General features: G+C 64.9%; 11 protein-coding genes. 3 read left to right on the top strand and 8 right to left on the bottom strand.

Annotated features, from left to right (window positions below; all coding sequences use genetic code 11):
* Window positions 1–225 precede the first annotated feature (225 nt).
* The 7 genes from ACFDS3_RS10515 to ACFDS3_RS10485 all read right to left on the bottom strand — a co-directional run bounded on the left by ACFDS3_RS10515 (window position 226) and on the right by ACFDS3_RS10485 (window position 6,638).
* Window positions 226–1,944: an ABC transporter substrate-binding protein gene (locus tag ACFDS3_RS10515; RefSeq protein WP_375262311.1), complete on the bottom strand. Its 1,719-nt coding sequence runs from the start codon at window positions 1,942–1,944 to the stop codon at window positions 226–228.
* Window positions 1,945–1,987: 43 nt separating this feature from the next.
* Entirely contained in the window at window positions 1,988–2,419 is a 432-nt protein-coding gene (locus ACFDS3_RS10510) for a DUF2160 domain-containing protein (RefSeq protein WP_375262310.1), read from the bottom strand.
* A complete protein-coding gene (locus ACFDS3_RS10505; RefSeq protein ID WP_375262309.1) occupies window positions 2,416–2,688 on the bottom strand; it encodes a DUF1413 domain-containing protein in 273 nt (90 codons plus the stop codon). The genes ACFDS3_RS10510 and ACFDS3_RS10505 overlap by 4 nt, the downstream gene beginning before the upstream one ends.
* Window positions 2,688–3,464: a carbohydrate ABC transporter permease gene (locus tag ACFDS3_RS10500; RefSeq protein WP_375262312.1), complete on the bottom strand. Its 777-nt coding sequence runs from the start codon at window positions 3,462–3,464 to the stop codon at window positions 2,688–2,690. Before ACFDS3_RS10500 ends, ACFDS3_RS10505 begins: the two co-directional genes overlap by 1 nt.
* 113 nt (window positions 3,465–3,577) lie before the next feature.
* Window positions 3,578–4,453 carry a carbohydrate ABC transporter permease gene (locus tag ACFDS3_RS10495; RefSeq protein WP_375262308.1) on the bottom strand — a complete coding sequence of 292 codons (876 nt, stop codon included), beginning with the start codon at window positions 4,451–4,453 and terminating at the stop codon, window positions 3,578–3,580.
* A complete protein-coding gene (locus tag ACFDS3_RS10490; RefSeq protein WP_375262307.1) occupies window positions 4,450–5,556 on the bottom strand; it encodes an ABC transporter ATP-binding protein in 1,107 nt (368 codons plus the stop codon). Before ACFDS3_RS10490 ends, ACFDS3_RS10495 begins: the two co-directional genes overlap by 4 nt.
* Window positions 5,556–6,638, bottom strand: a complete 1,083-nt coding sequence (locus tag ACFDS3_RS10485) for an ABC transporter ATP-binding protein (protein WP_375262306.1) — start codon at window positions 6,636–6,638, stop codon at window positions 5,556–5,558. The genes ACFDS3_RS10490 and ACFDS3_RS10485 overlap by 1 nt, the downstream gene beginning before the upstream one ends.
* Window positions 6,639–7,012: 374 nt before the next feature.
* On the opposite strand from ACFDS3_RS10485, the gene ACFDS3_RS10480 reads away from it, so the two are divergent.
* Window positions 7,013–7,789 carry a DeoR/GlpR family DNA-binding transcription regulator gene (locus ACFDS3_RS10480; protein WP_375262305.1) on the top strand — a complete coding sequence of 259 codons (777 nt, stop codon included), beginning with the start codon at window positions 7,013–7,015 and terminating at the stop codon, window positions 7,787–7,789.
* A gap of 6 nt (window positions 7,790–7,795) precedes the next feature.
* Here ACFDS3_RS10480 and ACFDS3_RS10475 read toward each other — a convergent pair whose 3' ends face one another.
* Window positions 7,796–8,386, bottom strand: coding sequence for a TetR/AcrR family transcriptional regulator (locus ACFDS3_RS10475; RefSeq protein WP_375262304.1), 591 nt, complete (start codon window positions 8,384–8,386; stop codon window positions 7,796–7,798).
* 186 nt (window positions 8,387–8,572) lie between these two features.
* Between ACFDS3_RS10475 and ACFDS3_RS10470 the strand changes: the two genes are divergently transcribed.
* The gene (locus ACFDS3_RS10470) at window positions 8,573–9,778 is read left to right on the top strand and encodes an efflux RND transporter periplasmic adaptor subunit (RefSeq protein WP_375262303.1); all 1,206 of its coding nucleotides are present in this window, start codon (window positions 8,573–8,575) and stop codon (window positions 9,776–9,778) included.
* Window positions 9,779–9,781: 3 nt separating this feature from the next.
* A complete protein-coding gene (locus tag ACFDS3_RS10465; protein ID WP_375262302.1) occupies window positions 9,782–12,922 on the top strand; it encodes an efflux RND transporter permease subunit in 3,141 nt (1,046 codons plus the stop codon).
* Window positions 12,923–12,935 lie beyond the last annotated feature (13 nt).

Raw genomic sequence — 12,935 nt, 5'->3', positions numbered from 1 at the left:
GCGCCAGACATCAACCGGCGGACCCTCCGTAAGGCCGGAGGGAAGTTGGGGCTCAAGTCCCGGGAAGTCGCCGGGACGTCCTGCCGCGGCAGTGGCGCGACTTGAGATCTGAGGCAAGACTAAGGGAGAGCGATCAGGTGCCGGCCTCGCCCATGAACCAGGCGGTTCGGGGGCCGGCGGAGTGGCGTCCAGGGCAAGCATCGCCTGCCCCGGACCATTTTGAGCTTACTGCCAGGACTGCACGAGTTCGTCATACGAGACGGTCTCGGGCTCTTCCTCTTCGTTCTCGAGCTTCGGCTTCGGCGCGCCCGGCTGCTCGAGCCAGTATTCCGCGCTCTGCTCTTCGTTCAGCTGCGGGCCGAGATCACCCTGCACGCCGGCACGCTCGAGGCGCGCCATCACGTCCTCCATGTCCGAGCACAGCGTGTCCAGCGCTTCCTGCGTGGTCTTCGCACCGGACATCGCGTCGCCGATGTTCTGCCACCACAGCTGCGCCAGCTTCGGATAGTCGGGGACGTTGGTGCCGGTCGGCGACCACTGGGTGCGGGCGGGCGAACGGTAGAACTCGACCAAACCGCCCAGGTTGCCGGCCCGCTCGGTGAAGTGGTCCGAGTTGATCGTGCTCTCGCGGATGAAGGTCAGGCCCACGTCGGACTTCTTTACGTCCACGGTCTTCGAGGTCACGAACTGCGCGTAAAGCCATGCGGCCTTGGCGCGGTCGGTCGGTGTCGAGTCGAGGATCGTCCAGCTACCCACGTCCTGGTAGCCGATCTTCATGCCCTCTTCCCAGTAGGCGCCGTGCGGCGAGGGGGCCAGGCGCCACTTGGGCGTGCCGTCCTCGTTCATCACCTCTTCGGAGTCCACGAGCGGTGCCACAAAGGTGGTGTACATGAACATCTGCTGGGCGATGTTGCCCTGCCCCGGAACCGGACCCGCCTCGGAGAAGGTCATGCCGGCGGCAGCGGGGGGCGAGTAGTTCTGCAGCCACTGGATCGCCTTGTCGACCGCATAGACGGCCGCGGGCGAGTTGGTCGCGCCACCACGATCCATGCAGGCCCCGACGGGCTGGCTGTCCTCGTTCACGCGGATGCCCCATTCGTCCACCGGCAGGCCGTTCGGCTCGCCCGTGTCGCCCATTCCGGCCATGGACATCCACGCGTCGGTGTAACGCCACCCGAGCGAAGGATCCTTCTTGCCGTAATCCATGCTGCCGTAGATCTCCTGGTCCACGCCCATGTGGCTCAGATCCCGGCCGGTGAAGAACTCGGCGATGTCCTCGTAGGCCGACCAGTTGACCGGAACGCCCAGCTCGTAGCCGTACTGCTCCTGAAAATCTGCCTTGTTCTTCTCGTCGTTGAACCAGTCGTAGCGGAACCAGTAGAGGTTCGCGAACTGCTGGTCGGGCAGCTGGTAGAGCGCGCCGTCCGGGGCGGTCGTGAACTCGGTACCGATGAAGTCCTCGAGGTCCAGCGTCGGCGAGGTCACGTCGGCGCCTTCGCCTTCCATCCATTCCGAAAGGTTACGGGCTTGGCCATAGCGCCAGTGGGTGCCGATCAGGTCGCTGTCGTTGACATAGGCATCATAGACGTTCTGGCCCGACTGCATCTGCACCTGCAGACGCTCTACCACGTCGCCCTCGCCGATCAGGTCGTGGGTCAGGTTGATCCCGGTGATATCCGAGAACGCCTTCGCCAGGACTTGGCTTTCGTATTCATGCGTGGTGATCGTCTCGGACACCACGTTGATGTCCATGCCCTGGAATTCCTGGGCGGCGTCGATGAACCACTGCATCTCGGCCTCCTGCTCCTCGCGGGAGAGAGTCGAGACGTCGCCGATTTCGTTGTCGAGAAATTCCCGAGCCGCCTCCATGTCCGCGAATGCGGGACCGGAGAGAAGCCCGAGCGCCACCGTCAACGCGGTAGTCGATCTGAGCGAAACGTTCATGTTGGTTTCCTCCCTTTTGAACGTTGGTCTTGGGTCCGTGGGCTTACACGAACCGGAATATGGCCGCCGCAAGGACGACACATAGGATCAGCGCGATCCACTGAGGCCCGAGGGCCAGAGCGAGCCACGCCAGATTGAGGAATGCCGAAGCGAGCAACGCGATGAACAGCCGGTCGCCGCGGGTCGTCTCGATGCCCAGCACACCGCGCCGGGGCGGCTCGGGGTCGCGGATGGCCAGGATCGAGAACAGGACGAGCAGTCCCGCCACCGCCCAGAAGAACAGCGCGGTTGGCAGCACCCACGCCATCCATCCGCCGGGGTTGAGGCTTGCGGTCCATTCGATCACAGCGTCCTCGCCCGACGCGCGCATACCTGCCCACAGGATGAAGAGGCCAAGGGCGACCCACGGCACCACCAACGCGGCGACAAGGCCGGTGTGGCTGCGCGGGGTACGAACGTCGTCGGCGGACGTCATGACGTGGACTTCTTTCGGGGCTCGAAGTGCACATACTGTTGCGCGGGATTCATCGGGTAGTCGGTCGGACAGATATTCTCAAAAGGCGGCTGCCGGATCGCCGCATAGAACGCCTTGCCAAGGTTTTGGTGGTCGGTCCCGGACATTGCCCTCCATTCGTCATCCGTGAAGAGATCGGGCAGCGTGAATGCTTTCCCGGGACCTTTCATCCAGATCCGCTCAATCAGCGTATCCTTGTGATCTTGCAAAAGTTGTTCACCAAGTTTCATCAAACCCTCCCTAGGGCAAAGCCCTTCGCGATGTAATTGCGGACGAAGTAGATCACGAGCGCGCCGGGGATGATGGTCAGCACTCCGGCCGCCGCCAGTACGCCCCAGTCGATCCCGGCTGCCCCTACCGTGCGGGTCATCGTGGCGGCGATTGGCTTGGCATCAACGCTGGTCAGGGTGCGCGACAGCAGCAGTTCGACCCACGAGAACATGAAGCAGAAGAAGGCCGCGACACCGATGCCGCTCGAGATGAGGGGAATGAAGATCTTGAGGAAGAACCGCGGAAACGAAAATCCGTCGACATAGGCGGTCTCGTCGATCTCCTTCGGAACGCCGCGCATGAAGCCTTCGAGAATCCAGACCGCCAGCGGCACGTTGAAGAGGCAGTGCGCCAAAGCCACCGCGATGTGCGTATCGAACAGACCCACGGAGGAATAAAGCTGGAAGAACGGCAGTGCAAAGACGGCCGGGGGCGCCATGCGGTTTGTCAGCAGCCAGAAGAACAGGTGCTTGTCGCCCATGAAGTTATAGCGCGAGAAAGCGTAGGCGGCGGGCAGCGCGACGGTGATCGAGATCACCGTGTTCATCACCACGTAGATCAGCGAATTCACGTAGCCCATGTACCAGGACGGATCGGTCAGAATGGTCTCGTAGTTCGCGAATGTCAGGTTCTGCGGCCAGAGCGAGAAGCTGCCCAGGATCTCGGTGTTGGTCTTCAGGCTCATGTTCACGAGCCAGTAGATCGGGATCAACAGGAACAGCAGGTAGATCGTCATCACCACGGCCGAGCCGTTGAACCGCGACCCGCGCTTCAGCTTGGTGTTGGCATCCTCGGGCGTGACGTCCCCGGGCAGCGTCGCGGCGCCGGGTGCGGCAGGAGATTGGTCGGTCACTTGCCGCCCTCCTCTTTGTCCATGTTCGTCATGACGATGTAGAAGACGTAGCTGATCACCATGATGACAAGGAAGTACATCAGCGAGAACGCCGCCGCCGGGCCAAGGTCGAACTGGCCGAGGGCCATCTTCACAAGGTCGATCGACAGGAAGGTGGTCGCGTTGCCGGGTCCGCCGCCGGTCAGGACGAAGGGCTCGGTGTAGATCTTGAAGCTGTCCATGAAGCGCAGGAGGATCGCGATTGTCAGCACGCCGCGCATCTTGGGCAGTTCGATGTAGCGGAACACGGCCCAGCGGCTGGCTTGGTCGATCTTGGCGGCCTGGTAATAGGCGTCTGGGATGGATTGCAGGCCGGCATAGGCCAGAAGGACCACCAGCGACGTCCAGTGCCAGACATCCATGACGATCACCGTCGCCCAGGCGGCATAGAAGCCCTGCGTATAGTTGTAGTCGATCCCCAAGGCATCCAGCGTATAGCCCAGCAGGCCGATATCCACGCGGCCGAAGATCTGCCAGATCGTCCCCACGACGTTCCACGGGATCAGCAGCGGCAGCGACAGCAGCACCAGGCACAGCGACGCCCAGAAGCCCTTCTTCGGCATGTTGAGCGCGATGAAGATACCCAGCGGCACCTCGATGGCAAGGATGATCCCCGAGAAGACGATCTGCCGGCCAAGCGCGTTCCACATCCGCTCGGAATGGAGCATCTCGTCGAACCAGGTGAGGCCGGCCCAGAAGAACTGGTTGCTGCCGAACGTGTCCTGCACCGAGTAGTTGACCACCGTCATCAGCGGAATCACGGCCGAGAACGCGACAAGGATCAGCACCGGCAGGACGAGGAACCAGGCTTTCTGGTTGTCGGTCTTCATCACGCGGCCTCCTTCTTCGTGGACAGCGGGGCGTCCCCGCCTTCGGGGGCCACGCGCCACTCGTCCTCGTAGACGTTCACGCCGCCCTCGACGAACTGAACGTGCGTGCCGCCATCGGGCACCGATGCCCCTTCGCCCACGATGGCCGAGACCTCTTGTCCGCCAAGGTCGAGGCGGACAATCTTGTGGCGACCGACATCCTCGACCCGCCGCACCCGCGCGGGAAGTCCATGTTCGCCGAGGCGAATGTACTCGGGCCGCACGCCGATCTTCACCCTCCCGCCCTTCAGCGAATAGCCGGTGCCAAGATCAAACTGCGTCCCCGCGATCCGCGCCTTGCGGCCCTCGATTTCGGCGTCGAACAGATTCATGCCGGGCGAGCCGATGAAATAGCCGACGAAGGTGTGGGCCGGACGCTCGAACAGCTCGTCCGGAGTCCCGATCTGGACCACGCGGCCGTCATGCATCACGACGACCTTGTCGGCGAAGGTCAGCGCCTCGGTCTGGTCGTGGGTGACGTAGATCATCGTGTGGCCGAAATCGTGGTGCAGCTTCTTCAGCTGGGTCCGAAGCTCCCACTTCATGTGGGGGTCGATCACCGTCAGCGGCTCGTCGAACAGAAGAGCGTTCACGTCGTCGCGCACCATACCGCGGCCAAGGCTGATCTTCTGCTTGGCATCCGCCGTAAGACCGCTCGCGCGGCGGTCCAGCACATCCTCCATGTCGATCATGCGGCCGACGCGGGCGACGCGCTCTTCGATCTCGGTCGCGGGCAGGCCCCGGTTCCTCAGCGGGAAGGCGAGGTTCTGGCGCACGGTCATCGTGTCGTAGACCACCGGAAACTGGAACACCTGCGCAATGTTGCGGTCCGCCGTGGGCAGATGCGTCACGTCCTTGCCGTCGAACATCACGCGCCCGTGGCTGGGCACAAGCAGTCCCGAGATGATGTTCAGCAGCGTGGACTTGCCGCAGCCCGAGGGGCCGAGCAGCGCGTAGGCTTCGCCGTCCACCCAATCGTGGTTCAGCTCTTGCAGGGCAAAGTCGGCCGGCGACTGCGGGTTCTCGTGATAGGAATGGGCGAGGTTCTCGAGGGTGATCTTGGCCATCACGCGGCCTCCGCATAGGGGGCGGGCTGCACGAGGCGGCCGTCTGCGGCGAAGATGTAGACGTGCCGCGGATCAAGGTGGACGGTCAGCGGCTGGCCGGGATCCAGGTGGCGCACGCCGGGAATCAGGCCGACCCAGCGGCGCCCCTCGTATGCCAGGTGAACGAAGGTTTCCGAGCCTGTGATCTCGGTCACGCTTAGCGTCGCATCGAAGCTGAGCGCCCCGCGCCCGTCGAGGGACAGGTGGTTCGCCCGGAAGCCAGCGGTATAGGTGCCGTCGCGTAGATCGTGGCCAAGGGTCGCGGCAGCGATCTCGTGCCCCTTCCCGAAGCGCACGGTGTCGCCGGTCTTTTCGATGTCGATGAAGTTCATCGGCGGGTCCGAGAACACGCGGGCCGTGGTCGCGTCGGCGGGCTTGCGATAGACCACCGGCGTCGGCCCGAATTGCGTCACGCGGCCCTGCCAGAGCGTCGCGCAGTTGCCGCCCAGAAGCAGCGCCTCTTCGGGTTCGGTCGTCGCATAGACGAAGATCGAGCCCGAGCGTTCAAAGATCTTGGGGATCTCGGCGCGCAGCTCTTCCCGCAGCTTGTAGTCGAGGTTCGCCAGCGGCTCGTCGAGCAGCACCAGTCCCGCGTTCTTCACGAGCGCCCGGGCCAGTGCGCACCGTTGCTGTTGGCCGCCCGACAGCTCCAGCGGCTTGCGGTCGATCTGCGGGGTCAACTGCATCAGCTCGGCCACCTCGCGCACGCGGCGGTCGATCTCGTCCTTGTCCAGCCCCAGAAGCCGCATGGGCGAGGCGATATTGTCGTAGACGGTCATCGAGGGGTAGTTGATGAACTGCTGGTAAACCATCGCCACCTTGCGGTCCTGCACCCGCTGGCCGGTCACGTCCTGCCCCTGCCACAGGATACGCCCCGTGGTCGGCTGGTCGAGCCCCGCCATCAGCCGCATCAGCGACGTCTTGCCCGCCAAGGTTGGCCCGAGCAGCACGTTCATCGTGCCAGGCTCCAGCGTCAGGTTCGTCGGGTGGATGTGCGTCTTGCCGCCCACCACCTTAGAGACGCCCTCTAGCGTCAGGGTCATCGCCCGCTCCCCTCCCAGGTTCCGCCGCGACGGAGTTCACGCCCGTCCGGAATGGCATGAAGGCCCGCAATCCGGCGATTTGTCCATCGCTCAGATGCGTTACCTTCCGGAAATGGCCAGGGATTCAAGGTGTCCTCCAGATCGGTCACTGTTCCTCCCGAACCTCGCAGCCAGTCACGCGCAGGTTACATGGCAGATGCGCGGGCAGCAACCACCGGCTTTCGCTTTTGTTCGCTTCGCAGCGAAGTCACCCGCGCCACACGTGCGCCAAAGCAGGTATGGCGGCAGAAAACCCCTTCCCCCAGCGGGTTTCGACCGGCATAGTTCACGAAACCGAACGAAAACGCAGCCGTACGAACAAGAAGCACGCGCCGATGTCCCTGACGATCCGCTACCCGGAAATCATCGAGATCGCCCGCCGCGATGGCAAAGTCACGGTCGAGGGGCTGGCCGAGCATTTCGGCGTCACGCTCCAGACGATCCGGCGCGACCTCGCCGACCTGGCCGAGGCCGGTCGCCTTGAACGTGTCCACGGCGGGGCCGTTCTGCCCTCGGGGGTAGTCAACATCGGCTACGAGGATCGCCGCAGCACCAATGCGAAGGCAAAGAAGGCAATCGCTGCCGCCTGCGCCGCCGAGATCCCCGACGATTGCTCGGTCTTCCTCAACATCGGGACCAGCACCGAGGCGGTGGCGGAAAAGATGCTGGCGCACCGCAACATCCTTGCCGTGACGAACAACATCAACGTCGCCTCGACGCTGGCGAAGAACCCGGATTGCCAGATCGTGCTGGCCGGCGGGACGCTGCGGCGGTCCGATGGCGGCCTCGTCGGAGACCTGACCACCCGGACGATCCGGCATTTCAAGTTCGATATCGCGGTGATCGGATGCTCGGCCCTGGACGACGAGGGCGACATCCTGGACTTCGACATGCAGGAAGTGGGCGTGACGCGCGCGATCATCGATCAGGCGCGCCGGATCTTCCTTGTCGCGGACCATTCGAAATTCCTGCGCAAGGCGCCCGTCCGCGTCGCGACCCTGACGGATCTGGACGCCTTCTTCACCGATCGCGCGCTTCCAGCCGCCTTCGTGCACCGTTGTGCCGACCACGCCGTGCAGATCCACATAGCGAGCGAAGCTTCGGCTACATGACTCTGGTCAGCGCACGATCGCCCTGAGAAAGAGCTCCAGCCCGGCATTGAACCGGGCGTGCTTCTCATCCTTGTTCGCAGGTTCGCCGGGGTTCAGAAGAATGTCCCCGATCGACGGGCGCACCATCGCCTCGAGTATGGCCGCTGCTTGCGCGGTGTCCTTGATCTGCGCCTCGTTCCGCGACACGGCACGATCGAGCTCTGCCCGTATGCTCGCCCGGTCGCGCTGAACGAAGCTCGCCAGGCAGGCGCGCGTCGCCTCGGGCAAGTCCTCACCCCCGGCAAGGGCCATCCGCAGCACCGCCAGCGGCAGGCCCGACGGGCGCGGGCGCGGCGCTGGGGCCAGCAAGCGCCGCAGGCGTCCCTCCAGCGGAAGCGCGCGGTCCTCATCCGTCAGGTCGTGGACGAACTCGCTGCGGATCTGGTCCATGTAAGCCGAGAACAAGGCATCGCGATCACAAAAGACGGCGTAGAGCGTGCGCTTGGACATGCCCGCCTCGGCCGCAATGGCAGCCATCGTCGTCCCGTCGAGGCCATGCCGGTCGAACACCGCGTCGAGCGCGTCGAATATGCGCTCGATCCGATCCGCGGTGGACATGACCGGCGGCCGCCCCCTCGCCCGATCGACGCCCGCCTTCGGCGTGGACTCTGCGCCACCGCACAGGCCTTTCGCACTCTTCCAGCCTTGCAAGGATCAACGTCCGAATTTAGGAAACCGCAAAGTTTCCTATTCCTCGGCCCGTGGAACATCAAGTGGCGCGGGCCACGCGAAAGAAAGATCGACATGGCCAGCTTCCTGAAGAGCGCGGCGGCCGCCGTCCTGTTCGCGCTCGTCGCGAGCAGCGGTGCCTCTGCGCAGACCCCGCCTCCGCCCACCGTCAGCGTCGTGACGCTTCAGCCGCAGTCGGTCACGCTCACCTCCACCCTGCCCGGCCGCGTCCACGCATCGTCCCAGGCCGAGGTCCGGCCTCAAGTCAGCGGCATCGTGACCGAGCGCCTCTTCGAGGAAGGTGCCGAGGTCGAGGCAGGCGAGTTGCTCTACCGGATCGATCCGGTCAGCTATGAAGCCGCTGTCGCTCAGGCACGGGCGTCCGTGGCACAGGCCGAGGCGCAGCTGCGCGCGGCCGAGCGTGAGGCCGAGCGCGTCCAGACCCTGAACGAGCGCGGCATCTCGTCCGCAGCGACCGAGGATGACGCGGTCTCGGCCCGCGATGCCGCCGCGGCCGCGCTGGAAGCGGCCCGTGCCCAGCTGCGAACGGCAGAGATCGACCTGGACAGGACCGAGATACGCGCGCGTCTTGCGGGGCGCATCGGATTTTCGGAAGCCAACCAGGGCGCCCTTGTCACGGCAAGCCAGACGACGCCGATGGCGATCATCCGCGCGCTCGACCCAGTTCATGTGGACGTGACCCAGTCCGCGGCCGACCTTCTGGCCTGGCGCCGGCGCGAGGGCCCCGCGGCCGACGGGCAGCGCGAGGTGTCGCTGACGCTCGCCGACGGCTCGACCTACGAGCCCAAGGGCAAGCTCAGCGCGGCCGAACCGCATGTGGACGAACAGACCGGCGTGGTGGTGCTGCGCATGTCCTTCCCCAACCCCGAAAACCTTCTGCTGCCGGGCATGTACGTGCAGGTCGAAATGCCGACCGGCACGGCCGACAACGTGTTTCTGATCCCGCAAGAAGGGGTCACTCGCGACCGCCGCGGCAATCCGACGGCTTTGGTCGTGACCGCCGAGAACATCGTCGAGACGCGCAACCTGTCGATCCTTCAGGATTACGGCGCGGACTGGATCGTCGACGAGGGGCTCGAGCCCGGCGACCGGGTCATCGTGGCCGGCCTGCAAAAAGCCGCCCCCGGTGCCACCGTCACCCCCGAAGAGCGGCAGGACCCGGAAGCGCAGGCCGCCGAAGTTGAGGAAACCGAAGGTCAGCAGAACACTGGCGACACGGCGCCCGAAGCCGAAGTCCCAGCCGAAGCCGGAGGCGAGTGATCCATGGCGCGCTTCTTCATCGACCGCCCCGTCTTTGCCTGGGTGCTTTCGATCCTCATCATGGGGATCGGCATCCTTGCGATCCGCACGCTGCCCATTGCGCAGTACCCGCAGATCGCCCCGCCCACGGTGTCGGTAAATGCAGTCTACCCCGGCGCCTCGGCCCAGACCGTTGCGAACACCGTCACCCAGGTTCTCGAAGAGCAGATGACCGGCCTTGACGGGCTGCGCTATTTCTCGTCGACGTCGTCCTCGGCTGGTTCGACCTCGATCACACTGACCTTCGAGACGGGGACCGATCCCGACATCGCGCAGGTGCAGGTCCAGAACAAGATCAGCCAGGCGACCTCGCTGCTGCCGGAATCCGTCCAGCGGCAGGGTGTCACGGTGCAGAAATCGTCATCAGGCTTCCTTCAGGTGGTCTCGCTGATTTCGCCTGACGGCAGCTACGATCAGGCGGACCTGTCGGACTACCTGTCGTCGAACCTGACGGACGAGATCAGCCGCATCGACGGCGTCGGCAACGTGCAGGTCTTTGGCTCGCCCTACGCCATGCGCATCTGGCTCGACCCGTCGAAACTGTCGGCCTACGGGCTGACGGCCTCGGACGTCGTCACAGCCGTGTCGGAAGAGAACGCCCAGATCTCGGCCGGCGCCTTCGGCACCCGCCCCACCGCCGGCGAGCAACAGCTGAACGCCACGATTACGGCACAGTCATTGCTGCAGACGCCCGAGGATTTCCGCCAGATCGTCCTGCGAGCAGAGACCGGCGGCGGGCTCGTCCTCTTGGACGACGTCGCGCGGGTCGAGATCGGCGCCGAAAGCTATGCCTTCGAGTCGCGCTTCAACGGCAACCCGTCGGCCGGCATGGCGATCAGCCTCGCGCCCGGCGCCAACGCGCTGGAAACCGCGACGGCGGTCGAAGAGCGGATGCATGAGTTCGCGCAGAACTTCCCCGAAGGCATCGAATACGTCATCCCCTACGACACGACCCCCTTCGTCGAGATCTCGATCGACGAGGTGATCAAAACGCTCGTGGAGGCGATCATCCTCGTGTTCCTCGTGATGTACCTGTTCCTGCAGAACTTCCGGGCCACCCTGATCCCGACGCTGGCGGTGCCGGTCGTGCTTTTGGGCACCTTCGGCGTGCTTGCGGTGGCGGGGTTCAGCATCAACACGCTGACCATGCTGGCCATGGTGCTGGCCATCGGCCTCTTGGTGGACGACGCCATCGTGGTGGTCGAAAATGTCGAACGTGTGATGGAAGAAGAGGGCCTGTCGCCGCGCGACGCGACCTACAAATCCATGGGCCAGATCACAGGCGCGCTGATCGGCATCGCCATGGTCCTTTCGGCGGTGTTCGTGCCGATGGCTTTCTTCGGCGGCTCGACAGGCGTGATCTATCAGCAATTTGCGATCACCATCGTCTCGGCCATGGCGCTTTCGGTCGTGGTGGCGCTAACGCTGACGCCTGCGCTCTGCGCGACGCTGTTGAAGCACAAGGCGCACGGGGGCGCCAAACGCGGCCCGTTCAAGTGGTTCAACTTCGGCTTCGACAAGACGCTGGGCGGCTATGCCGGCCTCGTCGGCTGGATCGTACGCCGCCCGTTCCGCATGGGGCTGATCTACGTGGCACTGGCCGTGGCGATGGGAATGCTCTTCGTGCGGACGCCCACCGGATTCCTGCCAGAAGAAGACCAGGGCATCCTTTTCACGATGATCCAGGCGCCTACGGGGGCCACGCTCGACCGCACCATCGACGTGATCGAACAGGTCGAGAACCACTACCTCCAGAACGAAAGTGCGGCCGTGGAATCGGTATTCGGCGTGGCCGGCTTCGGCTTCGGCGGCGCGGGCCAGAACATGGGCCTCGCCTTCGTCCGCCTGAAGGACTGGGAAGAGCGGCAGGACCCGGCGCTGAGTGCGCAAGCCGTGGCGGGGCGGGCTTTTGGCGCGTTCTCGCAGATCCGGGACGCGATGGTGTTCCCGGTCGTGCCGCCCTCGGTGATCGAGCTTGGCAACGTATCGGGCTTCGACGTCTATCTCCAGGCGCGACAGGGCCAATCCCATGACGAGCTTTTGCAGGCGCGCAACCAGCTACTGGGCATGGCGGCGCAAAGCGAGCTGATCGAGTCGGCCCGGCCCAACGGTCTGGAAGACGCGGCACAGTTCAACATCGACATCGACTGGCGCAAGGCCGGCGCGATGGGGGTGTCGGCCACGGATGTCAGCAGCCTGCTGTCGACGGCCTGGGCGGGTCGCTACGTCAACGACTTCATCGACCGCGGCCAGATCAAGCGCGTCTACGTGCAGGGCGAGGCCGAGTCGCGCGCGACCCCCTCCGACATCGAGAAGTGGCGCGTGCGCAACGAATCCGGCGGACTGGTGCCGTTCTCGAACTTCGCGGATGGCGGCTGGAGCCAGGGCGCGCAGGGCGTCTACCGCTATAACGGCGTGCCCTCGATGCAGCTTCAGGGCTCCCCCGCGCCCGGCGTCACCACCGGCGAGGCAATGGCCGAGATGGAGCGTCTGGCCGCCCAGCTTCCGCCCGGCTTCGAACTCGCCTGGACGGGCCTGTCGCTCGAGGAACGCGAGTCCGGGAACCAGGCGCCGCTGCTCTACGCGCTGTCGTTGGCCGCGGTTTTCCTGTCGCTCGCCGCGCTCTACGAAAGCTGGACGATCCCCTTCGCTGTGATGCTGGCGATGCCCATCGGCGTGCTCGGCGCCCTTGTGGGCGCGACGCTCGGCGGGTTCGAGAACGGCGTGTTTTTTCAGGTGGGCCTGCTGACGGTCATTGGCCTGACGGGCAAGAACGCCATCCTGATCGTCGAGTTCGCCCGAGAGCGCATGCAAGGGGGCGAGCCCCTGCTGACAGCCACGATCGAGGCGGCGCGTCAGCGCTTCCGCCCGATCATCATGACCTCGATGGCCTTCTCGCTCGGGGTTTTGCCACTGGTGCTCAGTACGGGCGCCGGGGCCGGCGGCCGGAATGCCATCGGGTCGGGCGTGCTCGGGGGGACGATTTCGGCGACGGTGCTCGGCGTCCTCTTCGTGCCGCTGTTCTTCGTGGTGGTCATGCGTCTCTTCACCCGCAGACGCGACCGTACGGCCCAGCCGACGCCGGCGGCGATGGCGGCCGAATGAGGCCTCCGTCACC

This window comes from Palleronia sp. (assembly GCF_042089775.1).
Classification (GTDB): domain Bacteria; phylum Pseudomonadota; class Alphaproteobacteria; order Rhodobacterales; family Rhodobacteraceae; genus Palleronia.
Note: the sequence above shows the minus strand (reverse complement) of the source record. Positions and strands in the feature narration are given on the sequence as shown.

Excerpts from the sequence above, each read along its gene's own strand:
- ACFDS3_RS10505 (WP_375262309.1), bottom strand. The coding sequence starts at position 2,688 with ATGAAACTTGGTGAACAACTTTTGCAAGATCACAAGGATACGCTGATT.
- ACFDS3_RS10500 (WP_375262312.1), bottom strand. The coding sequence starts at position 3,464 with ATGACGATCTACCTGCTGTTCCTGTTGATCCCGATCTACTGGCTCGTG.
- ACFDS3_RS10485 (WP_375262306.1), bottom strand. The coding sequence starts at position 6,638 with ATGACCCTGACGCTAGAGGGCGTCTCTAAGGTGGTGGGCGGCAAGACG.
- ACFDS3_RS10465 (WP_375262302.1), top strand. The coding sequence starts at position 9,782 with ATGGCGCGCTTCTTCATCGACCGCCCCGTCTTTGCCTGGGTGCTTTCG.
- ACFDS3_RS10475 (WP_375262304.1), bottom strand. The coding sequence starts at position 8,386 with ATGTCCACCGCGGATCGGATCGAGCGCATATTCGACGCGCTCGACGCG.
- ACFDS3_RS10490 (WP_375262307.1), bottom strand. The coding sequence starts at position 5,556 with ATGGCCAAGATCACCCTCGAGAACCTCGCCCATTCCTATCACGAGAAC.
- ACFDS3_RS10480 (WP_375262305.1), top strand. The coding sequence starts at position 7,013 with ATGTCCCTGACGATCCGCTACCCGGAAATCATCGAGATCGCCCGCCGC.
- ACFDS3_RS10470 (WP_375262303.1), top strand. The coding sequence starts at position 8,573 with ATGGCCAGCTTCCTGAAGAGCGCGGCGGCCGCCGTCCTGTTCGCGCTC.
- ACFDS3_RS10510 (WP_375262310.1), bottom strand. The coding sequence starts at position 2,419 with ATGACGTCCGCCGACGACGTTCGTACCCCGCGCAGCCACACCGGCCTT.
- ACFDS3_RS10515 (WP_375262311.1), bottom strand. The coding sequence starts at position 1,944 with ATGAACGTTTCGCTCAGATCGACTACCGCGTTGACGGTGGCGCTCGGG.